Raw genomic sequence first — 26327 nt, forward strand, 5'->3', positions numbered from 1 at the left:
GAAAGACAACGATGAACACACCCGCCTTCGGCCTTCCCCACGGTGCGGCGATGCCCTCGAGCCGGTACATCCTGCCGCAGTTCGAGGAGCGCACCGCCTACGGCTACAAGCGCCAGGACCCGTACAACAAGCTGTTCGAGGACCGCGTCATCTTCCTCGGCGTCCAGGTCGACGACGCATCGGCTGATGACGTGATGGCCCAGCTGCTCGTGCTCGAGTCGCAGGACCCGGACCGCGACATCATCATGTACATCAACTCGCCCGGTGGATCGTTCACCGCCATGACCGCGATTTACGACACCATGCAGTACGTGTCGCCCCAGATTCAGACGGTGGTGCTCGGTCAGGCGGCTTCGGCGGCGTCCGTCCTGCTCGCCGCCGGCGCCCCGGGCAAGCGGCTCGCGCTTCCGAACGCCCGCATCCTCATCCACCAGCCCGCCGTCGGCGAGGCCGGTCACGGTCAGGCGTCGGACATCGAGATCCAGGCGGCCGAGATCCTGCGCATGCGCACGTGGCTCGAGGAGACCATGGCGCGCCACACCAACCGCACGCAGGAGCAGGTCAATAAGGACATCGACCGCGACAAGATCCTCTCGGCACACGAGGCGATGGAGTACGGCATCGTCGACCAGGTGCTGACATCGCGCAAGCGGACCCCCGCCGCGATCACCTCCTGAGCGAGGCGAGTTCACAGCGTATGGCCCCGGCGACGAGCCGGGGCCATACGCGTCGTGGGGGCGGTTCGACTCGAAGGGCTCGCAAATCCGCGGGGATGTCTGCGGGAGAGGTTAGGCTCGGAGCACCACGTTCTCAGGTGAGCGATGGTTTCCGGCATCCAGGAGGGGTACATGGCTCGCATCGGTGAGAGTGCCGACCTGTTCAAGTGCTCGTTCTGCGGAAAGAGTCAGAAGCAGGTCCAGCAGCTGATCGCAGGACCCGGCGTCTACATCTGCGACGAGTGCGTCGAGCTGTGCAACGAGATCATCGAAGAGCGCATGGCCGAGTCAGGCGACGAGTCGGTCGCCGAGTTCGACCTCCCCAAGCCGCGCGAGATCTTCTCCTTCCTCGAGGAGTACGTCGTCGGGCAGGACCCGGCGAAGCGTGCGCTCTCGGTCGCGGTCTACAACCACTACAAGCGCGTGCGGGCACACTCGACCCTCCAACCCGCCGAACAGCGCGCCGACGACGTCGAGATCGCCAAGAGCAACATCCTGCTGCTCGGTCCCACCGGCTGTGGCAAGACGTACCTGGCGCAGACGCTCGCGAAACGCCTCAACGTGCCTTTCGCCGTCGCCGATGCGACCGCGCTCACCGAGGCGGGCTATGTCGGTGAGGATGTCGAGAACATCCTGCTCAAGCTTCTGCAGGCGGCGGACTTCGACGTCAAGCGTGCGGAGACCGGCATCATCTACATCGACGAGGTCGACAAGATCGCACGCAAGGCGGAGAACCCCTCGATCACGCGCGACGTGTCGGGCGAGGGCGTGCAGCAGGCTCTGCTGAAGATCCTGGAGGGGACGGTGGCGTCGGTTCCGCCGCAGGGTGGACGCAAGCACCCGCACCAGGAGTTCATCCAGATCGACACGACCAACGTGCTGTTCATCGTCGCGGGCGCGTTCGCCGGCCTCGAGGAGATCATCTCGTCCCGTGTCGGCAAGCACGGCGTGGGCTTCGGCGCCCCGTTGCAGGAGAAGGACAAGGAACTCGACCTCTTCCGCGAGGTCGAGCCGGAAGACCTGCACAAGTTCGGTCTCATCCCCGAGTTCATCGGCCGTCTCCCCGTCGTCACGTCTGTCGCGCCGCTCGACCAGAAGGCGCTCATCGAGATCCTCACCGGTCCGAAGAACGCCTTCGTCAAGCAGTACCAGCGCATGTTCGAACTCGACGGCGTAGAGCTCGAGTTCGAAGACGAGGCGCTGCGCGCGATCGCCGATCTCGCCGTGGCGCGCAAGACCGGTGCCCGCGGCCTGCGCGCCATCCTCGAAGACGTTCTCGGCCCCATCATGTTCGAGATCCCGTCGGCCGACGATGTCGACAAGGTGATCGTGACCCGGGCCGCCGTCGATGACGGCGCTCCGCCCACGCTCGTCCTGCGGCAGAAGCGCAAGAGCGCCTGACGACCGAGCCGCGACGCCTGCGGAGGTGTCCGAGGTCCCGGTTAACCTGCCGATATGGGACGCATCATCTTCGACACGGCGAGCTCGCTCGATGGCTTCATCGCCGACGGCGCGAACTCGCTCTCCTGGCTGTTCGCGGTCGACGGTGGCGACGAGCCCGACGCGAGTCTGCTCCCGGAGAACGCGGGCGTGCTCGTCGAGGGGTCCACGACCTACGAGTGGGTACTCGCCGAGTCCGACCTCCTCGCCCATCCTGAGCGATGGCAGGAGTTCCACGGCGATCGGCCGACCTTCGTGTTCACGACACGCGAGCTTCCGCGTCCGGCGGGCGCAGACGTCAGATTCGTGTCCGGGCCCGTGTCCGATGCGCTTGCGCATATCCGAGAGGCCGCTGCGGGGCACGATGTGTGGGTCGTCGGCGGTGGCGACCTGGCCGGTCAGTTCCTCGACGCCGGTGCGCTCGACCAGATCGCGGTCTCCATTGCGCCCGTGACGTTGGGCGGGGGAGCGCCCCTGCTTCCGCGTCGCATCGAGTCGGACCGGCTCTCGTTGCGCTCAGCAGAGCGGGTGGGAGCGTTCGCGCGCCTGGTCTACGACGTGATCCCCGTTGGTGGGCGCGACGCGCGAAGCGCTCCCGCCGACGGACTCCTCGCCGCAGACGCGACCTAGGCGCTCAGCCCGCGGCGTGCGAGCAACGGCTCGATGCGGGCGTCACGGCCCCGGAAGTCACGGTATGCCTCGAGCGGATCCTTCGAACCGCCGACGCCGAGGAGGCGCTGACGGAAGCGATCCCCGTTCGAGCGGGTCAGCCCACCGTTCTCCTCGAACCATTCGACGGTGTCGGCGTCGAGAACCTCGCTCCAGATGTAGGAGTAATACCCGGCGCTGTAGCCACCCGAGAAGATGTGTGCGAAGTATGCGGACGAATAGCGTGTCGGTACAGCGGGGTCGTCGAGTCCGATGTCGGCGAGGGCTGCGGCTTCGAAGGCTGCGACGTCGGTGACAGCTGCTGCATCCTCCGCGCTGAGCGAGTGCCATGCGAGGTCCAGCCATGCGGCGGCGAGATACTCGCTCGTGGCGAATCCCTGGTTGAAGGTCCCCGAGGCTTCGAGGCGCTCGACGACGTCCGAGGCGAGCGGCTCACCGGTGTCGACGTGTCGGGCGTAGTTCGCCAGCACCTCGGGTCGGTAGATCCACATCTCGTTGACCTGGCTGGGAAACTCGACGAAGTCGCGGAAAACGCTGGTGCCGGCGAAGGTCGGGTAGGTGACCGTGGCGAACAAGCCGTGCAGCGCGTGCCCGAACTCGTGGAAGAGCGTCGTCACCTCGTCGAGCGTCAGCAACGTCGGGGTGCCGGGGGAGGGCTTCGGGACATTCAGGTTGTTGACGACGATCGGAGTCGTCCCTCGTAGCGCCGACTGGGAGGCGATGGAGTTCATCCATGCACCACCGCGCTTGGTGTCGCGCGTGTAGAGGTCGAGCACGAACAGTCCGAGGTGGGAGCCGTCCTCGTTCGAGACCTCGAACACACGCGCGTCCTCGTGGTAGGCAGGCAGGTCATCGCGCTCACGGAACGTGATCCCGTAGAGACGTGTCGCGGCGAAGAAGACGCCGTCGCGCAGCACTCGTTCGGCCTCGAACCATGGGCGCAGCGCGGCCGTGTCGATGTCGAGCGTGCTCGCGCGCACGCGCTCGGTTGCGAATGCCCAATCCTCCGGCCCGACCTCGGCGCCGTCCACGACCTCCTGCAGGGCCACCTTCTCACGCTGTGCGTTGCGTGCAGCAGGACCGGCGAGCCGGCGCAGCAGCGCGGACACCGCTTCCGGGTTGCCCGCCGTCTGATCGGAGGTGACGTAGGCCGCGTGCGAGGGAAAGCCGAGCAGTTCCGCGCGCTCGGCGCGGAGGCGGACGATTTCGAGCAGCACGGGGCGGTTGTCGTGGCGGCCGGGCCGGGAGCCGCGAGCGCGCGAGGCCTCGAGGATGCGGCGGCGGGACCGCGGGTTCGTGAGCGAGGCGAGCGCCGGGTGGCCCGTGAACAGTGTCAGGGTTATGACGTAGGCCTCCGGTCGCCCGCGATCGGCAGCCGCGCGCGCGGCGGCGGAGATCTCACCCTCGCTCAGCCCGTCGAGCTCCTCCCGCGACTCGAACACCACGGCCAGATCGTTCGTATCGGCGAGGAGGTTCTTCTCGAAGGTCGTCGTGAGAACGGACAGTCGGCTGTTGAGCTCGGTCAGTCGCTGCTTAGCGCTGCTGTCGAGCCCGGCGCCGGCGTGGGTCATCTGGATGAACCGCCGCTCCAGCAGGTAGCGCTGCTCGGCCGTGAGTCCGAGATCATCGCGGCTCGCGTGCAGGCGCTCGATCCGGTCGTACAGGCGGGGATCGAGGAGGATCGCGTCGGAGTGCGCAGACATCAGCGGGGCGAGCTCTTCGTCGACGGCCTGCACCGCGGGAGTGGCGTCCGCAGAGCTGACCGTGTAGAAGACGCGCGCTACGTCGCCCAGAAGCCGGCCGCTCTCTTCCCATGCCACGACCGTGTTCTCGAACGTCGGAGGCTCGGTGCTGCCGGCGATCGCGTCGATCTCGCGCCGCTGCTGAGCGAAGGCCTCGCGGAAGGCGGGCAGGTAGTCATTGACGTCGATCTCGCGGTAGTCGGGGAGGCCCCACGCGAGTGACGAGGCGGTGAGAAGGGAATTCGAAGATGCCGACATGGCACAAGCCTACGATGTGTTCCAAAGACTATGTTGCAAAGAGATGCTTGCAAAGCTATCTTTGGACCCATGACCGAAGACAACGCCGAGAAGCGGACGCCTCGCGACATCCGCACGCTCGACTCGGGCGCGCTCCGTGCCCTCGCTCACCCCGTGCGCGTGCGTCTCTACGACATCCTGAGTCAGCAAGGCCCTCAGACGGCCAGCTCGCTCGCGGCGATGACGGGGGATTCGTCCGGTTCGACGAGCTACCACCTGCGCGCTCTCGCGAAGCACGACCTCATTCGCGAGATCCCCGATCGGGGCACGGCGCGCGAGCGATGGTGGGAACGGCCCACCGGCGGCGTCTCGTTCCCGGGTGCGGACACGATGCGGACGCCGGCGGGCCGCGCCGCGACCCAGGTCGTCATGGGCGAGTTCCTCGATCGTCGACACGAGCAGCTCATGCGCTTCGTGGAGAGCACGTTGCGCGAGGAACTCGACCCATGGGCCGAGAACGCGCTCATCACCTCGGCCACCGTCTCGCTGACGGTCGAGCAGCTCCGCGAGGTCAACGCGCGTATCCAAAGAGTCATCGACGACGTCGTCGACGAGTACCGCGTTGACCCGGACCCCGGCCCGAATTCGTCCTCCGAACACCGCATCGTCTCGCTGCGCGCCGAGGCGTTTCCGATCACGACAGAGAGCGACTGACGATGACCAGCGTGACCGTCTCCCGGATCCGCCCACCCGAGTCCGGGCGCCCCCGTCCGCTCGGGCGCGATTTCTCGCGACTGTGGACCGCCGCCGCGTTCAGCAACCTCGCGGACGGCCTGGGCCGCACGGCGGTGCCCCTGATCGCCACGACACTCACGCGCGACCCGCTGCTGATCTCGTTGCTCGGCGCGGCCGCCTTCCTCCCGTGGCTCGTTTTCGGGGTGCCTGCCGGCGTCATCGTCGATCGGTTCGACCGGCGCCGTGTCATGGCGTTGGCGAACAGCGTGCGCGGCGCGGCCGCGGTCGGTCTGGCCGTGCTCACGGTCACGGGCAGTCTCGACATCGTGTGGCTGCTCGTGGGCACGCTCGTCTTCGGCTTCGGCGAGACCCTGTTCGACAACGCGACCAACGCGATCATTCCGAGCGTCGTCGAGCGGGATCAGCTCGATCGGGCCAACGGGCGCATCCAGGCCGCGCAGATCACCATCGACAGCTTCGTAGCGCAGCCCGTCGCCGGCGTTCTCTTCGCCGTCTCGCTCGCACTACCGCTGTGGCTCGGCGCCGCGGGTTACCTGGTGCCGATCGCGCTGGCGCTCCTTCTCCCGCTGGCCGCGGCGCGTTCACGGGCTTCGGACGTCATCGGCGCGGATCAGGGCGACGTCGTCGCCGGCGCCGTCCCCGAGCCCCTGCCGGCAGCACCGGACGTCGCCGTTCCCGCCGGGGAAGCGTTGCGCTACCTCTGGCGCCATCGGTTCCTGCGTGCCCTGGTCGTGTTCACGTCGGTCGTCGGCTGCGCCTTCGCTTTCGCGCAGGCTCCGACGCTGCTCTACTTCCTCGATGTCCACTGGGTACCCGAGTTCGCCATCGGGTTCGTCACAGCGGGTGTCGGGGTCGGTGCGCTCGCGGGCTCACTCCTCGCTGCGCGCATGGTCGCCCGCTGGGGCCGAGGCAACGTCATGTGGGGCGCGAACCTCGCCGCCGCAGCGTGCATGGTCGCCGTCGGGTTCGCCCCCGGAATCGTCGTCGCGGTCGTCGCCTACGCGGGCATGGCGTTCGCGGTGTCGGTGTGGAATGTCCCGTGGGGTGCGCTGCGGCAGCAGATCATCCCGCCGGCGCTGTTCGGGCGCACTCTGGGCATCATCCGGACGCTCACCTGGGGACTCTTCCCCGTGGCGACGATCCTGGGCGGCCTGGTCGCGTCGATCGACCTGCGGCTGCCGTTCATCGCTGCGGGCGCTGTCTGCCTCACCGCGACGGCCGCGTGCACGCGCCTCATCCGCTCCGCGTCCGCGCAAAGCTCTCCCGCCGCGTCGGAGTGAGCGGCGGGAGAGCGGGGCGTCAGAACTCGTCGTCGTCGATCTGACCGACGACCGGTTCACCGGCGGCGTCGAGCGAGACCACGACACCGGTCTCGAGCTCGGCCACGGGGCGTCCCTCGAGCCAGGTCAGAGTCCAGTTCGGACGCGGATCTGCGTCGAGCCCGCCGTCGACCGCGCGAACCCGGTCGCGGAAAGCGGCCGGCAGCGAGACGGGCGGCTCATCGCCACTGGTCCACCGCGTTCCCAAACGCATCTCACGCCTCCTGAGGCGCGAGCTCGACGCGCTCCACGACCAGGTCGCCGTCACTGTCGAGGAGCTCGAGCTCGGCGATGCGTCCGACCGCCTTCAGGTCGCCCTCCGCGCGGCGCAGTCGCTCGATCGTCGCGGCATCCGCGCGCAGCGTCAGTACCGAGACGGGGGTCTTCTGCGAGGCCTTGGCTTCCGTCTTCGCCCGGCGGATGCCGATGAGCGCGGCGCTGGCCGCGGTGAGAACGGCCGGGTCGCCGTCGATGCCGCTCGCTTCCGGCCACGGCGCGGTGTGCACGGAGCCCTCCTCGAACCACGACCATGCCTCCTCTGCGGCGAAGGCGAGCACCGGGGCGAGCAGACGCAGCAGCGACGACAGCGCGAGTCGCAGTGCCAGCGCCGCCGACGCCTGACCGGCGTCGGAGCGGTCGTACGCGCGCTCCTTGACGAGCTCGAGGTAGTCGTCGCAGAAGGTCCAGAAGAACGCTTCCGTGATCTCGAGCGCGCGAGCGTGGTCGTAGGCCTCGAACGCCCGCGTGGCATCGACGATCACACGGTCGAGCGTTGCGAGCATGGCGGCGTCGAGGTCGTGGGTCACCGCCGCGCCCTCGGGCACGGGGAACGACAGCACGAACTTCGCGGCGTTCAGCACCTTGATGGCGAGACGGCGGCCGATCTTCACCTGCGTGGGGTTCTGCGGATCGAACGCGGCGTCGGAACCGAGGCGACTCGACGCGGCCCAGTAGCGGACCGCATCCGTGCCGTGCTGGGCGAGGATGTCGGCGGGGGTGACGACGTTTCCCTTCGACTTCGACATCTTCTTGCGGTCGGGGTCGACGATGAAGCCGGAGATCGCGGCATCCGACCACGGTGCGCGGCCGTCTTCGAGAGCGCTGCGGAGCATCGTGGAGAACAGCCAGGTGCGGATGATGTCCTGCCCCTGCGGCCGCAGATCGAACGGCGCGACGAGCTGCCACAGCTCCTCGTCGCGCTGCCACCCGCCCGCGAGCTGCGGGGTCAGCGACGACGTCGCCCAAGTGTCGAAGATGTCGCGCTCGGCGTCGAATCCGCCGGGCACGCCGCGCTGCTCGGCGGTGTATCCCGGAGGGACATCGGTGGTCGGGTCGATCGGGAGCTGGGCGGCATCGGGGGTGATGACGCGCTCGTAATCGCGTTCGCCGTTCTTATCGAGGCCGTACCAGATCGGGATCGGTACGCCGAAGAAGCGCTGACGGGAGACGAGCCAGTCGCCGGTGAGACCGTTGGTCCAGTTCTCGTAGCGCACCCGCATGAAGTCGGGGTGCCACGACATCTCCTGACCGAGCGAGATGAGGCGCGCCCGGAACTCTTCGTCGCGGGCACCGTTGCGCAGGTACCACTGACGGGTCGAGACGATCTCGAGCGGGCGATCGCCCTTCTCGAAGAACTTCACCGGGTGGCTGAAGGGCTTCGACACCTCGAGCAGCTCGCCCGATTCCTGCAGCAACTCCACCACGCGCTTCTTGGCGCTGAAGACGGTCTTGCCCGCCAGCTCGGCGTAGGCCGCGCGTGCGCCATCCGTGACGATGACGTCAGGCGCCTCGGCCACGATGCGACCGTCGTGGCCGAGGATCGTGCGGTTGGGCAGGTCGAGCTCGCGCCACCAGATGATGTCGGTGACGTCGCCGAACGTGCAGATCATCGCGATTCCCGAGCCCTTGTCGGGCTGAGCGAGGTGATGGGCGAGGACCGGCACCTCGACGTCGAAGAGCGGCGTGCGGACGGTCTTGCCGAAGTAGGGCTGGTAGCGCTCGTCATCGGGGTTCGCCACGAGGGCGACACACGCCGGAAGCAGTTCGGGCCGCGTCGTCTCGATGTGGATGTCGCCGCTGCCGTCGGTCTTGTGGAACGCGATGCGGTGATACGACGCCTGCTGCTCGCGATCCTCGAGCTCGGCCTGCGCGATGGCGGAGCGGAAGTCGATGTCCCACAGCGTGGGGGCCAGCGCCTGGTAGGCCTCGCCGCGCTCGAGGTTGCGCAGGAACGCGAGCTGGCTGGTGCGGATGGTCTCGTCCGAGATCGTCCGGTACGTCTGGGTCCAGTCGACGGAGAGCCCGAGCTGGCGGAAGAGCGACTCGAACTGCTTCTCGTCCTCGATCGTCAGCTTCTCGCACAGCTCGATGAAGTTGCGACGGCTGATGGGCACCTGGTCGGCGGCACGGCTCGACTTGTTGTCGCCGCCCTCGAACGGCGGGACGAACGACTCGTCGTAGGGGAGAGTCGGGTCGCAGCGCACGCCGTAGTAGTTCTGGACGCGGCGCTCGGTGGGCAGGCCGTTGTCGTCCCAGCCCATCGGGTAGAAGACGCTCTTCCCGCGCATGCGCTCGAATCGCACCTTGAGGTCGGTGTGGGTGAACGAGAAGACGTGGCCGATGTGCAGCGACCCGGATGCCGTCGGGGGAGGCGTGTCGACGGAGAAGACGCCGCCGCGGCCGGTCTTCGCGGCACGCGCGCGGTCGAACAGGTAGGTGCCCTGCTCGGCCCACGCGGCGCCCCACTTCTGCTCGAGGCCTTCCAGAGCGGGCTTCTCGGGAATGTGCGCTGTCATGGGAACTCCTCGACGATATGTGCGGCACTGTGTGAGCGTGCCTGAGTGTGCGTCGTCCGAGTCTACCGGGGGTCAGAAGGCGGCTTCGATGGTCTCGTTGCCGTCGATGACCTTTCGCACCTCGTCGCTCGTGAACGCGTCGATGAGTGCCTTCGTGGCAGGGGAATCCGCCTCAGCCGAGGGGACCACGAGCTGAAGCGCGAAGCGGTCGTCGAGTTCGGTGAGCAGGCCGTCGTCCTGCGGCGTGAGGCCGAGCGCGGCGATGTGCGACGGCCACTGGAAGACCAGGTCGGCCTCGTCGTACGCCGTGTTCAACTGGTTGATCTCCAGCGACAGGAACTGAATGTTCTTCGGGTTCTCCGCGACGTCGTCGAGGGTCGCTGTGTACGGGTCGATGCCGGGGGCGAGGTCGATGATGTCGGCGTCGGCCAGCAGCTTGAGCGCACGCGCGGTGTTCGACGAGTCGTTCGGGATGGCGACCGTGGCACCGTCGGGGAGCTGGCCGATGTCGGTCAGCGTCTTCGAGTAGAAGGCGATGACGAAGTTGTAGACGGGTTGGACCGCCTCGAGCGATGCCCCGTTCTTCTCGTTGAACTCCGTCATGTACGGCTCGTGCTGCGAGAAGTTCGCATCGATGTCGCCGGCAGCGAGCATGTTGTTGATCGTGACGTAGTCCGACACCGGAACGAGCTCGATCTCGTACCCGTCGGCGATCGCGGCTCCGGCGGCCTCGACGATGTCCGTCGCGGGGGCGGTCACCGCGCCTACGCGGAGCGTCGTGACCCCGGAATCCGTGTCTCCGGGCGAGCCGGCGCAGCCGGCGAGGAGTCCGGCGACCGCGAAGGTGGCGACGGCCGCCGAGGCGATGCGGGTGCGAAGGGTGCGAACGGGCATGGGTTCTCCTTGTGAGAGCGGGTGGACGAGGGTCAACGGTGATCGAGTCGGATCGACAGGCGGTGACCGGCCGACTGGATGACCAGCACGACGACGAGGATGACGGCGATCGTGAAGTACATCAGCGGATAGTCGTACTCTTGGTAGCCGTAGCGCAGCGCGAAGTCGCCGATGCCGCCACCGCCGACCACACCGAGCACGGTGGAATACGACAGCAGACTGATCGTCGCCGAGGTCAGCGCGTAGACGAGGCCGGGAACGGCCTCGGGAAGCAGGAAGCGCCGGATCGTCTGAGGCAGGGTCGCTCCCATCGTGCGCGCGACCCGGGGGATGCCCGGGCTGATCTCGCGCAGAATCTGCTCGACGAGTCGTGCGTAGATCGCGACCGCGACGAAGCAGAGCGAGAACGTCGCCGCAGGAGTGCCGAATGTCGTCCCGTAGACGAGACGTGTCACCGGCACGAGGAACACGACCAGGAGGAGAAACGGGAAGGAGCGCACGACGTTGATGAAGAGGTTTCCGATCCACCACACGAACCGGTTCGGCGCAGCGCCGCCCCGCCGCGTCAGGTACACGAGCATCCCGAGGGGGAGCCCGAGGACCACCGCTGCGGCCAGCGAGACGAGGAGCATGTATCCGGTCTCGCCGAGCGCCTCGAGCAGGTCTCCGCCGCGGCGCTCGAGTGATTCGACCAGGCCGGTCATGCGCCCAGCTCCCGCCGGGCGCGGTCGAGGTAGCTCTCCCGGCCCAGATCCGATCCGGGTTCGACGTGCAGGATGTCGCGCAGACGCCCGTCCTCGAACAGCGCGACGCGGTCGCAGACGCGCCGCACGACGGCGAGATCGTGCGTCACGACGACCACTGTCGTTCCGAACCGGTCCCGGGCCTCGCGGAGGAGCGCGAGGACGCCGTCGGTCGTGGTGGCGTCGAGCGAGGAGGTCGGCTCGTCGCAGAGCAGGACCTCGGGCCGGCCCACGAGCGCGCGGGCGATCCCCACGCGCTGACGCTGACCGCCGCTGAGCTCAGACGGGTACGCATCCTCGCGACCACCGAGACCGACGAAACGCAGCGTCTCGTCGACCGCGGCGCGTCGCTCATTCACACTCAGGCGGTCCCGGCGGTCGCGCAGTTCGAGGGCGAGCAGGACGTTTTGACGGACGGTGCGATTCGCCAGCAGGTGCACACCCTGGAAGACCACGCCGATCCGCCGGCGTAGATCCCGCAGCGCTGTCCGACTGAGACCGATCGGGTCCTGATCGAGCACCTTCACGGTTCCTGCGGTCGCGCTGATCTCGCCGGTGAGCAGAGCCAGGAGAGTGCTCTTGCCGGCACCGCTCTCGCCGATGACTCCGAAGATCTCGCGCGGAGAAACAGCGAGATCGACGCCGGTGAGAGCGCGGGTTCCGCCGGGGTAGGTGACGCTCACGCCGCTGAGGGCGATCGGCGCGTCGGTCGGTGGCACGGGGCATCCCCTAATAGTTGGACGACGTTCAACTATAGTCGAACCATGGTCACCCGGTACCGCACCTCTGCTTTCAACGACGACGGCGGCACGGGGGTCAGCCGCGTTCCGGACGGCCTGGAGGTCGCCGTGTCGAATCCATTGCAGCCGGGCCATGACACCGCCGCGAGCAATCCCGAGCAGCTCCTCGCGCTGGCCTGGTCGACGTGCCTGAACGCGACGGCGCAGGCGATCGTGGCGGGCCGCCACCGCACGAAGGCGCGGGTCGAGGTCGAGCTGCGCGACGCCGAGGGGCGCACGGGGTACGAGTTCCTCGTGACGGCCTTCATCTCCGGCGAGGGGCTGGATGCCTCCGAGGCGGCGGAACTCGCCGCCGCAGCGCACGATCGCTGCCCGATCTCGCGCCTGTTGCGGGAATCGCCGCTCGCCGAGGTACGCGGCGAGGCCTGGTCGGCGTCCTGACGAGGCGCCGTCAGCGATCGACGGCGAATCCGAGGTGGGGCATGTCCACGCCTCGGTAGTGCACCGTGAACCGGCGGCGAACGGTCATGCCGAGGCGGATGGCGACGTTCATGGATGCGATGTTGGTGTCGCGGACCTTGGCCCAGATGGCCGGAGCGCCGAGCTCGCGGAATCCCCAGTCGCGCGCGGCGGCGGCGGCCTCGGTCGCGTAACCGCGGTGCCAGTGCGCCCGCTGGAAGAGGTAGCCGACCTCGAGCACCGCTTCGTCGCCGACGAACTGCCGCGTGATGCCGCACTGCCCGATCATGCCGGCCCCAGGGAGGTCGACGGCCCAGAGGCCGAACCCGTCCTCCTCGTAGCGACGAAGATTGCGCGCGAGCCACCGCGCGCTCTCGTCGTCGTCGAACGCCCCCTCGTAGGCGGTCATCGCGATGGGGTCGGTCAGTATCTCGCGGAGCGGGTCCAGATCGTCCTCGGTCATCAGCCGGAGGACCAGACGTTCGGTGCGGGCGATCATCGGCTCGGCTCCTCGGCGGACGCCTCATCGCGCACGTCCCATCCGAGCGCAGCGGCGAACGCGGGGGCATGCGCTTCGATCTGCCGACGCGATGCAGTGGCGCCGGTCAGCGCCCGGATGTCGGTGAAGGCGAGTGCTTCCAGGCCGCGGAGGTCGAGATCCGCGCTCGAGAGCGCACGGGAGTCGAACTCGTCGACCGTCGTGTCGACGAAACGGACCCGCTCGAGCATCGCGCCCGGGGCATCGAGCGTTCCGATGCGGCAGTCGACGATGAGCACGTCGCGCAACGTCGCGGCGGGCACCGAGAGGTAGTCGATCCGGATGCCGCGGAGGATGACGCCGTCCCAGTGAGCACGCTGGGCGTCGAGGGTGCCGATCCGCCCACCGCTGAGGGTCACGGTGCGCCAGCTGCCGTCGCCCGAGCGGAATTCGGCCGTCGCGAGGTCGCGGATGGCCACGTCGGCGAGCACCGCGCCCGTGAGATCGAGCCGGTTGGGGGACCCGGCCTCGACGGCGCTCTCGCTCAGCCGTGCGTGGGCGCCGTCGACCGCCTCGCTGCCGAGTGCTATCGACGTCTCGACGAGATCGCCGTGTCTAGTGAGGACTCCGGGCTCGAGGTGACGCGGCAGGTCGGGTTCGCTCACCCGAGGGGGCGTGGGGCGGGTACGAGGGCGGGCCATACGTTCAGCGTATGCCGACGGTATGATGGGCTCATCAGCACCGATCCGGCCATCACCGGGGAGCTCTCGGAAGAACGGCGGTCATCCGCCCAGTAGAACCGAGCGGGGCAGGCCCGTCACAGCCGCTGGGAGAGTGGCCCTCCGGGGCAAGCGGGGTGGTACCGCGGTCGCACGATCGTCCTCGCAGGAAGTCCGACCCTGCGAGAGAAGCCATGACCTATCCGAAGTCCTCTGCTTTCGGCCCCGCCGCCGACAGCGTCGTTCCGAGCCCCCGCTTCCCCGACGTCGAGCGCGACGTGCTGGCGTTCTGGGAGCGCGACGACACCTTCCGCAGCTCCATCGCGCGGCGCGAGGGGGCGCCCGAGTGGGTCTTCTACGACGGCCCTCCGTTCGCGAACGGGCTCCCGCATTACGGCCATCTGCTCACCGGGTACGCGAAGGATGTCTTCCCTCGCTTCCAGACCATGCGCGGTAAGAAGGTCGACCGCGTCTTCGGCTGGGACACCCACGGCCTCCCGGCTGAGCTCGAAGCGATGAAGCAGCTCGGGATCACCGAGAAGAGCGAGATCGAGGCGATGGGCATCGCCGCCTTCAACGACAAGGCGCGCTCATCCGTCCTCGAGTACACGCGCGAGTGGGAGGACTACGTCACCCGGCAGGCGCGGTGGGTCGACTTCGAACGTGGGTACAAGACGCTCGACACGGGCTTCATGGAGTCGGTGCTCTGGGCGTTCCAGGAGCTGTGGGACAAGGACCTCGCCTACGAGGGGCATCGCGTGCTGCCCTACTGCTGGCGCGACGAGACGCCCCTGTCGAACCACGAGCTGCGCATGGACGACGACGTCTACAAGATGCGCCAGGATCCGTCGGTGACCGTCACCTTCCCGCTCGTCGGGGCGAAGGCCGAGTCCCTCGGGCTCACCGGTGTGCGCGCTCTCGCGTGGACGACGACCCCGTGGACGCTGCCCACGAACCTCGCTCTCGCCGTCGGCCCCGACATCCGCTATGTCGTGCTCCCCGGCGGGCCGGCCGGCGCCGCCGACGTTCATGAGGACCGTGTCGAGGCCGACGCCCACCGCTACCTCCTCGCCGAAGACCTCCTCGCGGGCTACGCGAAGGACCTCGGGTACGGCGACGTCGACGAGGCGCGCGCCGCGATCGAGCGGACCGTTCTCGGCAGCGAGCTCTCGGACGTGCAGTACGACCGGCTCTTCGACTACTACGCGGACACCGACACCTGGGGAACGGGTTCCGCGTGGCGGGTGCTCGTCGACGACTACGTCACCACCACCGACGGCACCGGCATCGTCCACCAGGCGCCGGCCTACGGTGAGGACGACCAGCGCGTGACCGGCGCAGCCGGCATCCCGCTCATCATGAGCCTCGACGACGGCGGGCGCTTCCTCCCGCAGGTCAGCGACGTCGCGGGGGAGTTGTGGATGGACGCCAACCGCCCGCTCATCCGCCTCCTGAAGGCCGAGGGCCGTCTCCTTCGCGAGGCGAGCTACGAGCACTCCTACCCGCACTGCTGGCGCTGCCGCAATCCGCTCATCTACAAGGCGGTGTCGAGCTGGTTCGTGCGGGTCACGGCGATCAAGGACCGCCTGCTCGAACTGAACGAGCAGATCACGTGGGCACCCGAGAACGTCAAGCACGGGCAGTTCGGCAAGTGGCTCGAGGGCGCGCGCGACTGGTCCATCAGCCGCAACCGCTTCTGGGGCTCGCCGATCCCGGTCTGGAAGAGCGACGACCCCGAGTACCCGCGAACCGACGTGTACGGCTCGCTCGCCGACATCGAACGCGACTTCGGTCGCCTACCGCGCAACGAGGCGGGCGAGGTCGACCTGCACCGGCCGTTCATCGATGACCTCACGCGTCCGAACCCCGACGACCCCACGGGCCGCTCGACGATGCGCCGCATCGAGGACGTCTTCGACGTATGGTTCGACTCCGGGTCGATGCCGTACGCGCAGGTGCACTACCCCTTCGAGAACCGGGAGTGGTTCGACGAGCACGCGCCGGCCGACTTCATCGTGGAGTACATCGGACAGACCCGCGGCTGGTTCTACGTCATGCACGTGCTCTCGGGTGCGCTGTTCGACCGGCCGGCGTTCTCGGGCGTCGCCTGCCACGGCATCGTGCTGGGCAGCGACGGTCAGAAGATGTCGAAGTCGCTGCGGAACTACCCGGACGTGTCCGAGGTCTTCGATCGCGACGGTTCCGACGCGATGCGGTGGTTCCTGATGGGCTCGTCGGTGCTCCGCGGCGGCAACCTCGTCGTCACCGAAGAGGGCATCCGGGCGGGCGTGCGGGAGTTCCTGCTTCCGCTGTGGAACACCTGGTACTTCTTCGCCACCTATGCCAACGCGGCCGGCGGTGAGGGCGGGGCCGGGTACGAGGCGCGGCGGCGGACCGACTCCACGAACGTGCTCGACCGCTACATCCTGGCGCTGACCGGCGACCTGGTGCGCGATGTCGCAGCCGACCTGGAGGCCCTCGACTCCACGATGGCCGCCGCCAAGCTGCGCGACTTCGCCGAAGCGCTCACGAACTGGTACATCCGCCGCTCCCGCGATCGCTTCTGGGTGGGCGTCGTGCCCGGCGACGATTCCTCGACGGAGGCGTTCGACACCCTCTACACGGTGCTCGAGACGCTGACCCGGGTCGCGGCGCCGCTTCTGCCCCTTGTGAGCGAGCGCGTCTGGCAGGGCCTCACCGGCGGACGAAGCGTTCACCTGGAGGACTGGCCGGACGCGGACGAGTTCGCGCCCGCAGCCGACATCCGTTCGGCTATGGACGCCGTCCGCGAGGTCTCATCGGTGGCCAACGCTTTGCGCAAGAAGGAGGGCAAGCGCGTGCGCCTGCCGCTGCCTCAGCTCACGGTCGCGATGAGTGACGCGGCGTCGCTGGAGCAGTTCGCCGACATCCTCCGCGATGAGCTCAACGTGAAGGATGTCACTGTGGCCGAGCTTTCGGACGACCTCGCGGCCTCGTATGGCATCAGCCAGCGTCTCTCGGTCAATGCGCGCGCGGCCGGTCCACGACTGGGCAAGCAGGTGCAGCACGTTATCGCGGGTGCCCGGGCGGGCCTGTGGAGCGAGCAGGACGGTGTCGTGACCGTCGACGGCGTCGTGCTCGAGCCCGGCGAGTACGACCTGACCCTCGAAGCGGGAGGGGTGGCGGAAGGCACCGCGATCGCACTGCTGTCGGGCGGCGGGTTCGTCCTGCTCGACACCACCACGACCCCGGAGCTCGAGGCCGAGGGCCTGGCGCGCGACGTGATCCGCGCGGTGCAGGACACCCGGAAGGCCGCCGGCTTCGAAGTCAGCGACCGCATCCGACTGACGCTGACCTTCGATTCCGACGAGGACGCCGCTGCTGTCGCATCGGCGTTCGATGCCGCCGATGTGGCGGGCGAGACGCTGGCGCGCGAATGGGTGGTGCGCTCACGCACCTCGACCGTTGCCGAGTCTGCGGAGTCCGTCGCCGCGACCGAGCCCGACTTCGAGGCCGTGGTCGCCGCCAAGACCTACGCCAACAGGGGAGACCTCGCCGTGAGCGTCACCCGGCTGACAGGAGAGACCGCATGACCGATCAGGCCCGCGCCGACGCCGTATACACGGCGCTGCTGCAGCGTCAGGGGGAGCAGTGGGTGCAGCCCCGCGTCGAGCGGACACGACGCGTTCTCGAACTGCTGGACGACCCGCAGCGCACCTACCGCGTCGTGCACGTGACGGGAACGAACGGCAAGACGTCGACGAGCCGGATGATCGAGAGCCTCGTCCGCGCGCACGGGCTGCGCACCGGGCTCTTCACCAGCCCGCACCTCGAGCGCTTCACCGAGCGCATCCTGATCGACGGCGAGCCGATCGCCGACGCCGCGGTCGCCGACGCATGGGACGAGATCGCTCCCTTCGTCGACCTCGTGGACGCTGAGCTGGATGCGGCGGGTGACGCTCCTCTGACGTTCTTCGAGCTGCTCACCGTCCTCGCCTTCGTCGCGTTCTCCGACGCGCCCGTCGATGTTGCGGTCATCGAGGTGGGCATGGGCGGATCGTGGGACTCGACCAACACCGCCGACGGGGACGTCGCCGTCATCGGCCCCGTCGCGCTCGACCACGCCGACCGCCTCGGCGAGACCATCGCCGAGATCGCCGCGGTCAAAGCGGGCATCATCAAGCCCGGCGCGGCGGTCGTCTCGGCCGTGCAAACCCCCGAGGCGGCCGAGCAGATCCGAGCGCGCGCCGCGGAGGCGGCCGCCACCGTCGGGTTCGCCGGCGAGGAGTTCGGTCTGACCGCGCACAGCCTCGCCGTCGGCGGACAGCAGATCAGTGTTCGGGGGCGCGCGGGGGAGTACCCCGAGCTCTACCTGCCGCTTTACGGCTCTCACCAAGCCGAGAACGCCGCCCTCGCGGTCGCCGCGGTCGAAGCTCTCATCGGCGCCGAGGACCAGGCACTCCACGCGGAGGTCGTCGCGGACGGACTGGGCGCTGTCACCTCCCCGGGTCGTCTGCAGCTGCTCGGGATCAGCCCGACCGTGCTCGTCGACAGTGCACATAATCCCCACGGGGCAGCGGCACTCGCGGCGGCGCTGCGCGAGTCGTTCGACTTCGACGAGTGGGGCGTCGTGCTCGGTGTTCTGGGAGACAAGGACGCCGCGGGGATCGTCGAGGCCCTGGCACCGGTCGCCGCGCACGTGTTCGCGACCTCACCGGACTCGGAGCGCGCGTCGGAGCCGACCCTCGTCGCCGATCTTGCCGAGGAGCGCGGACTCGGGGTCACCGAGCACCGCGACCTCGTCGAAGCGGCCGAGGCTGCGCGCGAGTGGGCCGCGGCTGCGGAACGGCGCGCGGTGATCATCGCCGGTTCGGTCGTACTCGCGGGCGAAGCGATCGCCCTCGCCGCCGCAGAGGACTGGAAGTCGGGATGGCAGGCGTGAAACGGCCTCGCGAGCGCCGACGTCGCGGTGCCGCGGAGTCGCTCGGATCCGTCGTCCTCGGTTTCGAATCGATCGTGGTCTTCCTCGGCGGACTGACCGTCTACGGACTCGGTGCTCTGCCGGAGGGCGTCGCCGACTGGTGGGGAGTTGTCGCCGGTGCGGTGCTCGCCGTTGGGATGATCGTCATCTCAGGTCTGCTGCGGCACCGATGGGGCATCCTGCTGGGCTGGCTGCTGCAGGTGGTCCTGGCGCTCGGGGTGTTCCTCGTGCCGGCGCTCGGGATCGTCGCGCTCGTTTTCGGCGGCATGTACGCGTATGCGACCATCAAGGGGGCTGCTCTCGACCGGCGGAACGCCGCCCTCGCAGCCGACGAATCGAACGGAGACTGACATGCCCACCGAAGAGACCCTCGTCCTCGTCAAGCCCGACGGCGTGGCCCGCGGCCTCACCGGCGCGATCCTCGCCCGCATCGAGGCGAAGGGCTACGCGCTCGTCGACATCCGGCTCGTCGAACCCGACCGGGAGGTGCTCGAGAAGCATTACGAGGAGCACGCCGGCAAGCCGTTCTACGAACCGCTGCTCGAGTTCATGCAGAGCGGCCCCTCGGTCGCCATCCGCTTGGCCGGCAATCGCGTCATCGAGGGCTTCCGCTCGCTCGCCGGAACCACCGACCCCACGACGGCCGCACCCGGTACGATCCGGGGCGACTTCGGACGCGACTGGGGCCTGGCCGTTCAGCAGAACCTCGTCCACGGCTCCGACAGCCCCGAGTCCGCCGCGCGCGAGCTCGAGATCTGGTTCGGCTGACCGCATCCGCGACATCACGCCCGCCGCTCGACGTCACGACGTCGAGCGGCGGGCGTCGTCGTCTCAGAGGAAGCCGATCCAGTCGAGCCGGACCTGTGCGATCACGGCGATGGCGACGTAGCTGAGCACGGCGAGGAGCGGCACCCAGCCGGTCAGGGTGGCGGCGATCGCTCGGCCTCGACGCGGCAGCGGCACGACACCCGACCTGAGCAGGTGCAGGGTGACGGCGTAGAAGCTCGGGATGGTCACGAACCAGGTGACCATGCACCAGGGGCAGAGCGTTCCGAGAACGAAGATGCTCTGCGAGATCAGCCACACCACGAAGCCGAACGCGAACGCCATGCCCGCCCAGAACAGCAGCCAGAACCACCGGGCGAAGCGTGCGCCCGCGAGGATCGCGGCGCCCACGACGATCGGCGCGACCCAGCCGGTGAGCCCCAGCAGCGGGTTGGGGAAGCCGAAGACCGAACCCTGGGCAGAGGTCAGGTTCGCCCCGCACTGCACGACGAGGTTGAAGTCGCATGATGCCGTGGCCGTGGCGTCCTCGAGCAGGTGGAGCCGCTCTGTCGTCAGCGCGAACGCTGCGATCCACCCGATGACGCCCGCGATCATCAGCCAGACGGCGAGTGCGACAGGGCGGGCGTGGCTACGGGGTGCGGACATGACCGCGATTATCCCATCGGCATCGATGACCCCGCCGCGAGCATCGGCCCCGTGTCCCACGAAGCGACGCGCGTAGTGCGATAATGGATGCCGATGCTCGTCTGCAGCCGCGCTGCGACAGGACATCACGAGAGACTTCGGGCAATGGCTGCCCACGCAGGCCGCGCCGAGAGCCGGCTGCACACCGAGTGAGTTCGCGGCTCGTCCTTCCGGGAGCGACGCCGCCAGAGATGTACCGGGTGGCGCGCGGTGCCGCCCGAAGAGGAGTACGCCAGTGATGGCCGATGATCGCAACGACAGCCCGACCCCCGATGAGCCCGCGAACGCGGTAGACCCCGCCGCAGCCGAGCTCGCTGACGCGGTGACGTCGATCGACGCCACCGAGGAGCACATCGACAGCGGGCGCGCCGCCGAGGATGCCGTGCCGGAACCCGGTTCCGGAATGACCGCGGAGACCGGCACCGAGGGGACGTCTGCCGCACCCGCGCCCGAGTCCCCGCCCGTCGAGGAGGCCGCGCCCTCGGAGGAACCCGTCGTCCCCACCGGCGAGCCGGCGCCCGCCGAAGAAGCTGAGGAGCCGGCCACCGCTGAGGAATCGGCGCCCACGGACGAGCCGGCCGCTTCCGGCCCGCCCACCGCGGTCTCGCTCGGCCTGTTGCCGGCGGAGTTCGTGTCGGCGGTGTCCACCGCGCTGCACTTCTACGCGCCCGAGATCGCGCCTCTCCGCGCGCTGCCGGACGACACCGATGACGATGACAACGGATCCTCGTCGAGCTCGAGCAGCTCGCGCCGCCGTGGCCGTCGCCGCGGCGGGTCGAACGGCGACGAGGGCAATGAGCCCGCTCCGCGCCAGCGCGCCGTCGAGCTGATCACCGAGCCCCAGCGCATCAAGGGCTCCACTCGCCTGGAGGCGAAGAAGCAGCGTCGCCGGGACGGGCGGGAAGCCGGTCGTCGACGCACCGTCGTCACCGAGGCGGAGTTCCTCGCGCGGCGCGAAGCGGTCGACCGCGTCATGGTCGTGCGCTCGAAGAGCGGCCGCATCCAGATCGCCGTGCTCGAGGACAACGTGCTCGTCGAGCACTACGTCGCGCGCAACCAGGACGCTTCCCTCATCGGCAACGTCTACCTCGGCCGCGTGCAGAACGTCCTGCCGAGCATGGAAGCCGCGTTCGTCGACATCGGGCGTGGCCGCAACGCCGTGCTGTACTCGGGCGAGGTCGACTGGGATGCCGTCGAGACGGGCAACCAGCCCCGTCGCATCGAGCTCGCCTTGAAGTCGGGCGACCGCGTCCTCGTGCAGGTCACGAAGGACCCCGTCGGCCACAAGGGCGCGCGCCTCACCAGCCAGATCTCGTTGCCCGGCCGCTACCTCGTGTACGTCCCCGGCGGTGCGATGAACGGCATCTCTCGCAAGCTGCCCGACACCGAGCGGGCGCGTCTCAAGCGCATCCTCAAAGAGGTGCTCCCGGAGTCCTCGGGTGTGATCGTGCGCACCGCCGCCGAGGGCGCGACCGAGGATCAGCTGACGCGCGACGTTCAGCGCCTCACCTCGCAGTGGGAGCACATCAGCTCGCAGCTCGAGAAGATCCAGGCGCCGGCCCTCCTGCACTCCGAGCCCGATCTGCTGGTGAAGATCGTGCGCGACGTCTTCAACGAGGACTTCTCGCGAATGCTCATCCAGGGTGACGAGGCGTACTCGACGATCACCTCCTACCTCACCGGCGTCGCTCCCGATCTCCTGGAGCGCGTCGAGAAGTACGAGGACGAGCAGGACCCGTTCGACGCGTTCCGCGTGACCGAACAGATCGAGAAGGCCCTCGACCGCAAGGTGTGGCTGCCTTCCGGAGGTTCGCTCGTGATCGACCGCACCGAAGCGATGACCGTGGTCGATGTCAACACCGGCAAGTTCGTCGGTTCCGGGGGCAACCTCGAAGAGACCGTCACCAAGAACAACCTCGAGGCTGCGGAAGAGATCGTCCGCCAGCTTCGTCTGCGCGACATCGGCGGCATCATCGTCGTCGACTTCATCGACATGGTGCTCGAATCGAACCGCGATCTCGTCCTGCGGCGCCTCATCGAATGCCTGAGCCGCGACCGCACCAAGCATCAGGTCGCGGAGGTCACCTCTCTCGGTCTCGTCCAGATGACGCGCAAGAAGCTGGGCCTCGGGTTGCTGGAGACATTCAGCGAGGCGTGCGACGTATGTGCTGGCCGCGGGGTCATCGTTCACCACGACCCGGTCGTCAAGCACCGCGGTGGCGGAGCTCAGGGCGGCAACGGCAACGGCAACGGCTCGGCGCGGCGCGGTCGCGGCTCCGGCAACGCGGCACCGGCTCCCGCGAACGGTGGCACCCACGTCATCACCGAGGGCGCGAAGTCGGCCCTGGCGCAGATCGCTGCCTCGACGATCCAGGCGACCGCGGCCGATGAGGATGCCGAGATCATCGCGGCTCCCGTCGAGGCCGAGCCTGCGCCCGTCGAGCGCCCGAAGAAGCCCCGTCGCAAGAAGGCCGAGCCCAAGGCGCCGCGGACCGAGAAGGATCTTCTCCTCGACTCGGTCCTCAACGCGCTTCCCGAGCCCAAGGCGCCCGGTCAGGGACGAGGACGTCGTCGCGTGACCACGGCCGCTCTCAGCGGCACCCCGGTGTCGGCTGCGCCGGCTTCGGACGACTGACGCCCATCGTCGAGACGAACGCCGCGGGATCGCTTCAGATCCCGCGGCGTTCGCGCGCTGTGACCCTCAGCCCGGAGGCGATGAGCCGGCGTACGAGCTCGTGGCCAGAGACGTGCTGGGCGCCGCCGGCGATGAGGCGCTCGAATGCCGAATCGGGGACGTCGTAGTGGTCGAGGTCGAATGCCCGCGCGGGCAGATCATGGCGTCGCGCGAAGGCATGGAGCTCATCGAGGTCCGTGTCGCTGACCAGGTGCGACCACAGGCGGCCGTGGGCCGGCCAGCGCGGATCGTCGATGAGGATCGCCATCCTCCGATCCTAGGGAGCGCCTCGCTCGGCGGCTCCGAAGCGACACACCCGGCCGTCCTTTTGCCGGATCTCCCGGCATCCGGTAAAGTGGACCCTTGGTGCAGCGAGTCCGTCGACGTCCCGTCACGATTGCGGCTCAGCCACAGGATCCTCTGGGGCACGCGCACCAAGACTTTCCAGTCTCGCAAAGACAATCGGAGCCGTGCGCTCCACAGAAGAAACAGGTGTGAAGTGGTTTACGCAGTTGTGCGCGCCGGCGGCCGTCAGGAGAAGGTCGAGGTCGGCACGATCGTCGTCCTCGATCGTCAGGCGGCTCAGATCGGTGACAAGCTCGAGCTTCCCGCCGTTCTCCTCGTCGACGGCGACGCCGTGACCACCGACGCTGACAAGCTCGCGAAGGTCACGGTCACCGCCGAGGTTCTCGGTGAGGAGCGCGGCCCGAAGATCGTGATCCAGAAGTTCAAGAACAAGACCGGCTACAAGAAGCGCCAGGGCCACCGTCAGGACCTCACGCGCGTCAAGATCACCGGCATCAAGTAAGCCAGGGAGACGCAGAGATGGCACACAAAAAGGGCGCAAGCTCCACCCGTAACGGTCGTGACTCCAACGCACAGCGCCTCGGCGTGAAGCGCTTCGGCGGCCAGGCCGTCAACGCCGGCGAGATCCTCGTCCGCCAGCGCGGTACCCACTTCCACCCCGGCGCCAACGTCGGCCGTGGCGGCGACGACACCCTGTTCGCACTCGCGGCCGGTGCCGTCGAGTTCGGCACGAAGGGTGGCCGCAAGGTCGTCAACATCGTGGCGGCTGCCGAGTAATTCGGACCAGACCACTTCGCGGCGAGGGGCGGGCTTCGGCTCGCCCCTCGCCCTGTTTTCCAGGAGGCACCGCATGGTGACGTTCGTCGACCGGGTCACGCTGCATCTGCGTGCCGGCAAGGGCGGCAACGGCTGCGTGTCGGTGCGCCGCGAGAAGTTCAAGCCGCTCGCCGGCCCCGACGGAGGCAACGGCGGTGACGGCGGCGACGTCGTCCTCGTCGCTGATCCCCAGGTGACGACGCTTCTGTCGTATCACCACTCGCCCCACCGGTCGGGCGGCAACGGCGGCTTCGGCATGGGCGACAACCGCTCGGGCGCGGCGGGGGAGCACCTCGAGCTCCCCGTCCCTGTCGGCACGGTCGTCAAGTCTCCCGAGGGCGAGACACTCGTCGACATGGTGACCCCGGGCATGCGTTTCGTCGTGGCTCCGGGTGGACAGGGCGGCCTCGGCAACGCGGCACTGGCGTCTCCCAAGCGAAAGGCTCCCGGCTTCGCGCTGCTGGGAACCCCGGGCTGGGAAGGCGATGTCCAGCTCGAGCTGAAGACGGTCGCCGACATCGCACTGGTCGGGTTCCCCTCCGCGGGCAAGTCGAGCCTCATTGCGGCGATGTCCGCCGCCCGCCCGAAAATCGCAGATTACCCGTTCACGACGCTGCATCCCAACCTCGGCGTCGTCCAGGCCGGCGACATCCGCTACACGATCGCAGACGTGCCGGGCCTCATCGAGGGCGCGAGCGAGGGACGCGGACTCGGTCTCGAGTTCCTGCGCCATGTGGAGCGCTGCTCGGCCCTGGTGCACGTGCTCGATTGCGCGACGCTGGAGCCGGGACGCGATCCCCTCACCGACCTCGACGTCATCCTCGCCGAGCTCGGCGCGTATCCGGTTCCCGAGGGTCAGGTGCCGCTGCTGGAGCGCCCGCAGCTCATCGCTCTCAACAAGACCGACGTCCCCGAGGCTCGCGATCTCGCTGACCTCGTGCGTCCCGACCTCGAAGCCCGCGGCTACCGCGTGTTCGAGATCTCGACCGTGAGCCGTCAGGGTCTGCGCGAGCTCTCGTTCGCCATGGCCGAGCTCGTCGCCGAGCACCGTGTCGCCGCCGCTGCCGAGGTTCCCGCAGAACGGATCGTCATCCGCCCCAAGGGCGCCGAACGCGACTTCACTATCCGCGTCGAAGGCGGCACCTACGGCAACGTCTACCGCATCCTCGGCGCCAAGCCGGTGCGCTGGGTGCAGCAGACCGACTTCCAGAACGAGGAAGCGGTGGGCTTCCTCGCCGATCGTCTCGACAAGCTCGGCATCGAGGACGAGCTGTTCCGGCTCGGTGCGACCCCGGGCTCGACGGTCGTGATCGGCGAGGGCGACGGCATCGTCTTCGACTGGCATCCGTCGCTGTCGTCGGCCGCTGAGCTCATGACCGCTCCGCGCGGCACCGATCCGCGTCTCGACCTCAATCCGCGCCGGACGTCGAATGAGCGTCGCGAGCGGTACCGCGAGCGGATGGATGCCAAGGCTGAGGCTCGGGCGGAACTCGAGGCAGAGCGCCGCGCTGAGAAGTCGCGAGGTGTCGCAGAGGACGACGCGTGAGCCTGCTCGCGCGCCGGGAGCTCAACGGTGCCCGACGCGTGGTCGTGAAGGTCGGCTCCTCCTCGATCAGCGGGGACAACGCGGGCAAGATCGACTCCCTCGTCGACGCGCTGGCAGAGGCGCACGCCCGCGGCACCGAGGTCGTGCTCGTCTCGTCGGGCGCGATCGCGACCGGCATGCCGTACCTTCGTCTCGACGAGCGCCCCACCGACCTCGCCACCCAGCAGGCAGCAGCGGCCGTCGGGCAGAACGTCCTGGTCTATCGCTACCTGGACGCCCTGCGACAGTACGGCATCGTCGCGGGCCAGGTGCTGCTGACCGCGGGGGACTTCGACGACCCGACGCACCGATCGAACGCACGCCGCGCGATGGAGCGGTTGCTGGGGCTCCGCATCCTTCCCATCGTCAACGAGAACGACACCGTCGCGACACACGAGATCCGTTTCGGTGACAACGACCGGCTCGCGGCTCTCGTCTCGCGCCTCGTCGGGGCGGACGCCCTCGTGCTGCTCAGCGATATCGCCTGCCTCTACACCCGGCCGCCGAGCGAGCCGGGCGCGCGCCCCATCGAGACCGTCTCCTTCGATGACGACCTCAGCGGGTACGAATTCGGCGCGACGGTGGTCAACAGCGTCGGCACCGGCGGTGCCGCAACGAAGGCTTCGGCCGCGCGGCTGGCCGCCGAGGGCGGGGTCGCGGCGCTCGTGACGAGCATCGACCTCGCCAGCGAAGCCCTCGCGGGTGCGGATGTCGGCACGTGGTTCGAGGCGAATCCCGCGCCCGCGCTGATCACCGGTACCGGGGCGATCGGCGTCGGTCAGGGCTGAGGCCGCCGTCGCTAGACTGGC

25 protein-coding genes are annotated in these 26327 nt (G+C 68.7%); 15 read left to right on the plus strand and 10 right to left on the minus strand.

The window, feature by feature from the left end; translation table 11 throughout:
- Positions 1-11: 11 nt before the first annotated feature.
- The 3 genes from P6897_RS08085 (at position 12) to P6897_RS08095 (ending at position 2786) form a co-directional block, all read left to right on the plus strand.
- On the plus strand, positions 12-677 hold the full coding sequence (locus P6897_RS08085; RefSeq protein WP_023950830.1) for an ATP-dependent Clp protease proteolytic subunit: 666 nt from the start codon (positions 12-14) through the stop codon (positions 675-677).
- A 171-nt stretch (positions 678-848) separates the two neighbouring features.
- Positions 849-2117: an ATP-dependent Clp protease ATP-binding subunit ClpX gene (gene clpX, locus P6897_RS08090; RefSeq protein ID WP_269266251.1), complete on the plus strand. Its 1269-nt coding sequence runs from the start codon at positions 849-851 to the stop codon at positions 2115-2117.
- Between the two features lie 54 nt (positions 2118-2171).
- A complete protein-coding gene (locus P6897_RS08095; RefSeq protein ID WP_282500951.1) occupies positions 2172-2786 on the plus strand; it encodes a dihydrofolate reductase family protein in 615 nt (204 codons plus the stop codon).
- On the opposite strand, the gene P6897_RS08100 is transcribed toward P6897_RS08095, so the two are convergent.
- Positions 2783-4825, minus strand: a complete 2043-nt coding sequence (locus tag P6897_RS08100; protein WP_282500952.1) for a M3 family metallopeptidase — start codon at positions 4823-4825, stop codon at positions 2783-2785. The two genes, P6897_RS08095 and P6897_RS08100, sit on opposite strands and share 4 nt — an antisense overlap.
- A gap of 69 nt (positions 4826-4894) precedes the next feature.
- Between P6897_RS08100 and P6897_RS08105 the strand changes: the two genes are divergently transcribed.
- Both P6897_RS08105 and P6897_RS08110 read left to right on the plus strand, forming a co-directional pair.
- Positions 4895-5518 (plus strand): helix-turn-helix domain-containing protein, encoded by a 624-nt coding sequence (locus tag P6897_RS08105; RefSeq protein ID WP_282500953.1) that lies wholly within the window; start codon positions 4895-4897, stop codon positions 5516-5518.
- Between the two features lie 11 nt (positions 5519-5529).
- Complete coding sequence (locus tag P6897_RS08110) at positions 5530-6840, plus strand: MFS transporter (RefSeq protein ID WP_282500954.1); 1311 nt, start codon at positions 5530-5532, stop codon at positions 6838-6840.
- Positions 6841-6859: 19 nt separating this feature from the next.
- Here the strand turns inward: P6897_RS08110 and P6897_RS08115 are convergent, their stop codons facing one another.
- From P6897_RS08115 to P6897_RS08135, 5 genes are all read right to left on the minus strand, one after another.
- Positions 6860-7093, minus strand: a complete 234-nt coding sequence (locus tag P6897_RS08115; RefSeq protein ID WP_282500955.1) for a hypothetical protein — start codon at positions 7091-7093, stop codon at positions 6860-6862.
- A gap of 1 nt (position 7094) precedes the next feature.
- The gene (gene valS, locus P6897_RS08120; RefSeq protein ID WP_282500956.1) at positions 7095-9674 is read right to left on the minus strand and encodes a valine--tRNA ligase; all 2580 of its coding nucleotides are present in this window, start codon (positions 9672-9674) and stop codon (positions 7095-7097) included.
- A gap of 72 nt (positions 9675-9746) precedes the next feature.
- The gene (locus P6897_RS08125) at positions 9747-10568 is read right to left on the minus strand and encodes a MetQ/NlpA family ABC transporter substrate-binding protein (protein WP_282500957.1); all 822 of its coding nucleotides are present in this window, start codon (positions 10566-10568) and stop codon (positions 9747-9749) included.
- 32 nt (positions 10569-10600) lie between these two features.
- On the minus strand, positions 10601-11272 hold the full coding sequence (locus P6897_RS08130; RefSeq protein ID WP_274177859.1) for an ABC transporter permease subunit: 672 nt from the start codon (positions 11270-11272) through the stop codon (positions 10601-10603).
- On the minus strand, positions 11269-12030 hold the full coding sequence (locus P6897_RS08135; RefSeq protein ID WP_274177860.1) for an ATP-binding cassette domain-containing protein: 762 nt from the start codon (positions 12028-12030) through the stop codon (positions 11269-11271). Before P6897_RS08135 ends, P6897_RS08130 begins: the two co-directional genes overlap by 4 nt.
- Before the next feature lie 45 nt (positions 12031-12075).
- On the opposite strand from P6897_RS08135, the gene P6897_RS08140 reads away from it, so the two are divergent.
- Positions 12076-12492, plus strand: a complete 417-nt coding sequence (locus P6897_RS08140; protein ID WP_274177861.1) for an OsmC family protein — start codon at positions 12076-12078, stop codon at positions 12490-12492.
- A gap of 10 nt (positions 12493-12502) precedes the next feature.
- Here P6897_RS08140 and P6897_RS08145 read toward each other — a convergent pair whose 3' ends face one another.
- Together P6897_RS08145 and P6897_RS08150 are read right to left on the minus strand one after the other, a co-directional pair.
- Entirely contained in the window at positions 12503-13009 is a 507-nt protein-coding gene (locus P6897_RS08145) for a GNAT family N-acetyltransferase (protein ID WP_282500958.1), read from the minus strand.
- Complete coding sequence (locus P6897_RS08150) at positions 13006-13689, minus strand: hypothetical protein (RefSeq protein ID WP_282500959.1); 684 nt, start codon at positions 13687-13689, stop codon at positions 13006-13008. Before P6897_RS08150 ends, P6897_RS08145 begins: the two co-directional genes overlap by 4 nt.
- A 212-nt stretch (positions 13690-13901) precedes the next feature.
- Here P6897_RS08150 and ileS point away from each other — a divergent pair, with 212 nt between their 5' ends.
- From ileS to ndk, 4 genes are read left to right on the plus strand one after another with little or no spacing between them, the layout of a single operon-like run.
- Positions 13902-17279 carry an isoleucine--tRNA ligase gene (gene ileS / locus P6897_RS08155; protein WP_282500960.1) on the plus strand — a complete coding sequence of 1126 codons (3378 nt, stop codon included), beginning with the start codon at positions 13902-13904 and terminating at the stop codon, positions 17277-17279.
- On the plus strand, positions 17276-18628 hold the full coding sequence (locus tag P6897_RS08160) for a Mur ligase family protein (protein WP_274177865.1): 1353 nt from the start codon (positions 17276-17278) through the stop codon (positions 18626-18628). The genes ileS and P6897_RS08160 overlap by 4 nt, the downstream gene beginning before the upstream one ends.
- Entirely contained in the window at positions 18616-19017 is a 402-nt protein-coding gene (locus P6897_RS08165; RefSeq protein WP_282500961.1) for a DUF4233 domain-containing protein, read from the plus strand. The genes P6897_RS08160 and P6897_RS08165 overlap by 13 nt, the downstream gene beginning before the upstream one ends.
- A 1-nt stretch (position 19018) precedes the next feature.
- A complete protein-coding gene (gene ndk, locus P6897_RS08170; RefSeq protein ID WP_114589474.1) occupies positions 19019-19435 on the plus strand; it encodes a nucleoside-diphosphate kinase in 417 nt (138 codons plus the stop codon).
- 63 nt (positions 19436-19498) lie between these two features.
- Here ndk and P6897_RS08175 read toward each other — a convergent pair whose 3' ends face one another.
- A complete protein-coding gene (locus P6897_RS08175; RefSeq protein ID WP_274177867.1) occupies positions 19499-20098 on the minus strand; it encodes a vitamin K epoxide reductase family protein in 600 nt (199 codons plus the stop codon).
- 277 nt (positions 20099-20375) lie between these two features.
- Between P6897_RS08175 and P6897_RS08180 the strand changes: the two genes are divergently transcribed.
- Positions 20376-22772, plus strand: coding sequence for an Rne/Rng family ribonuclease (locus P6897_RS08180; protein ID WP_337994945.1), 2397 nt, complete (start codon positions 20376-20378; stop codon positions 22770-22772).
- Between the two features lie 34 nt (positions 22773-22806).
- On the opposite strand, the gene P6897_RS08185 is transcribed toward P6897_RS08180, so the two are convergent.
- Positions 22807-23079, minus strand: a complete 273-nt coding sequence (locus P6897_RS08185; RefSeq protein WP_112614710.1) for a DUF4031 domain-containing protein — start codon at positions 23077-23079, stop codon at positions 22807-22809.
- A gap of 231 nt (positions 23080-23310) precedes the next feature.
- On the opposite strand from P6897_RS08185, the gene rplU reads away from it, so the two are divergent.
- The 4 genes from rplU (at position 23311) to proB (ending at position 26306) form a co-directional block, all read left to right on the plus strand.
- Complete coding sequence (rplU, locus tag P6897_RS08190; RefSeq protein WP_023950787.1) at positions 23311-23619, plus strand: 50S ribosomal protein L21; 309 nt, start codon at positions 23311-23313, stop codon at positions 23617-23619.
- Between the two features lie 17 nt (positions 23620-23636).
- A complete protein-coding gene (rpmA, locus tag P6897_RS08195) occupies positions 23637-23894 on the plus strand; it encodes a 50S ribosomal protein L27 (RefSeq protein WP_023950785.1) in 258 nt (85 codons plus the stop codon).
- Between the two features lie 73 nt (positions 23895-23967).
- Entirely contained in the window at positions 23968-25479 is a 1512-nt protein-coding gene (gene obgE, locus P6897_RS08200) for a GTPase ObgE (protein ID WP_274177868.1), read from the plus strand.
- Positions 25476-26306, plus strand: coding sequence for a glutamate 5-kinase (gene proB, locus P6897_RS08205; RefSeq protein ID WP_112614714.1), 831 nt, complete (start codon positions 25476-25478; stop codon positions 26304-26306). The genes obgE and proB overlap by 4 nt, the downstream gene beginning before the upstream one ends.
- Positions 26307-26327 lie beyond the last annotated feature (21 nt).

The organism is Microbacterium sp. BDGP8, from assembly GCF_029991045.1.
Classification (GTDB): Bacteria; Actinomycetota; Actinomycetes; order Actinomycetales; family Microbacteriaceae; genus Microbacterium; species Microbacterium plantarum.

What these genes read in the sequence shown, in the direction of transcription:
- P6897_RS08085 (WP_023950830.1), top strand. Translation starts at nt 12, where the DNA reads ATGAACACACCCGCCTTCGGCCTTCCCCACGGTGCGGCGATGCCCTCG.
- clpX (WP_269266251.1), top strand. Translation starts at nt 849, where the DNA reads ATGGCTCGCATCGGTGAGAGTGCCGACCTGTTCAAGTGCTCGTTCTGC.
- P6897_RS08095 (WP_282500951.1), top strand. Translation starts at nt 2,172, where the DNA reads ATGGGACGCATCATCTTCGACACGGCGAGCTCGCTCGATGGCTTCATC.
- P6897_RS08100 (WP_282500952.1), bottom strand. Translation starts at nt 4,825, where the DNA reads ATGTCGGCATCTTCGAATTCCCTTCTCACCGCCTCGTCACTCGCGTGG.
- P6897_RS08105 (WP_282500953.1), top strand. Translation starts at nt 4,895, where the DNA reads ATGACCGAAGACAACGCCGAGAAGCGGACGCCTCGCGACATCCGCACG.
- P6897_RS08115 (WP_282500955.1), bottom strand. Translation starts at nt 7,093, where the DNA reads ATGCGTTTGGGAACGCGGTGGACCAGTGGCGATGAGCCGCCCGTCTCG.
- valS (WP_282500956.1), bottom strand. Translation starts at nt 9,674, where the DNA reads ATGACAGCGCACATTCCCGAGAAGCCCGCTCTGGAAGGCCTCGAGCAG.
- P6897_RS08125 (WP_282500957.1), bottom strand. Translation starts at nt 10,568, where the DNA reads ATGCCCGTTCGCACCCTTCGCACCCGCATCGCCTCGGCGGCCGTCGCC.
- P6897_RS08130 (WP_274177859.1), bottom strand. Translation starts at nt 11,272, where the DNA reads ATGACCGGCCTGGTCGAATCACTCGAGCGCCGCGGCGGAGACCTGCTC.
- P6897_RS08140 (WP_274177861.1), top strand. Translation starts at nt 12,076, where the DNA reads ATGGTCACCCGGTACCGCACCTCTGCTTTCAACGACGACGGCGGCACG.
- P6897_RS08145 (WP_282500958.1), bottom strand. Translation starts at nt 13,009, where the DNA reads ATGATCGCCCGCACCGAACGTCTGGTCCTCCGGCTGATGACCGAGGAC.
- P6897_RS08150 (WP_282500959.1), bottom strand. Translation starts at nt 13,689, where the DNA reads ATGGCCCGCCCTCGTACCCGCCCCACGCCCCCTCGGGTGAGCGAACCC.
- ileS (WP_282500960.1), top strand. Translation starts at nt 13,902, where the DNA reads ATGACCTATCCGAAGTCCTCTGCTTTCGGCCCCGCCGCCGACAGCGTC.
- P6897_RS08160 (WP_274177865.1), top strand. Translation starts at nt 17,276, where the DNA reads ATGACCGATCAGGCCCGCGCCGACGCCGTATACACGGCGCTGCTGCAG.
- P6897_RS08165 (WP_282500961.1), top strand. Translation starts at nt 18,616, where the DNA reads ATGGCAGGCGTGAAACGGCCTCGCGAGCGCCGACGTCGCGGTGCCGCG.
- ndk (WP_114589474.1), top strand. Translation starts at nt 19,019, where the DNA reads ATGCCCACCGAAGAGACCCTCGTCCTCGTCAAGCCCGACGGCGTGGCC.
- P6897_RS08175 (WP_274177867.1), bottom strand. Translation starts at nt 20,098, where the DNA reads ATGTCCGCACCCCGTAGCCACGCCCGCCCTGTCGCACTCGCCGTCTGG.
- P6897_RS08180 (WP_337994945.1), top strand. Translation starts at nt 20,376, where the DNA reads ATGGCCGATGATCGCAACGACAGCCCGACCCCCGATGAGCCCGCGAAC.
- P6897_RS08185 (WP_112614710.1), bottom strand. Translation starts at nt 23,079, where the DNA reads ATGGCGATCCTCATCGACGATCCGCGCTGGCCGGCCCACGGCCGCCTG.
- rpmA (WP_023950785.1), top strand. Translation starts at nt 23,637, where the DNA reads ATGGCACACAAAAAGGGCGCAAGCTCCACCCGTAACGGTCGTGACTCC.
- obgE (WP_274177868.1), top strand. Translation starts at nt 23,968, where the DNA reads ATGGTGACGTTCGTCGACCGGGTCACGCTGCATCTGCGTGCCGGCAAG.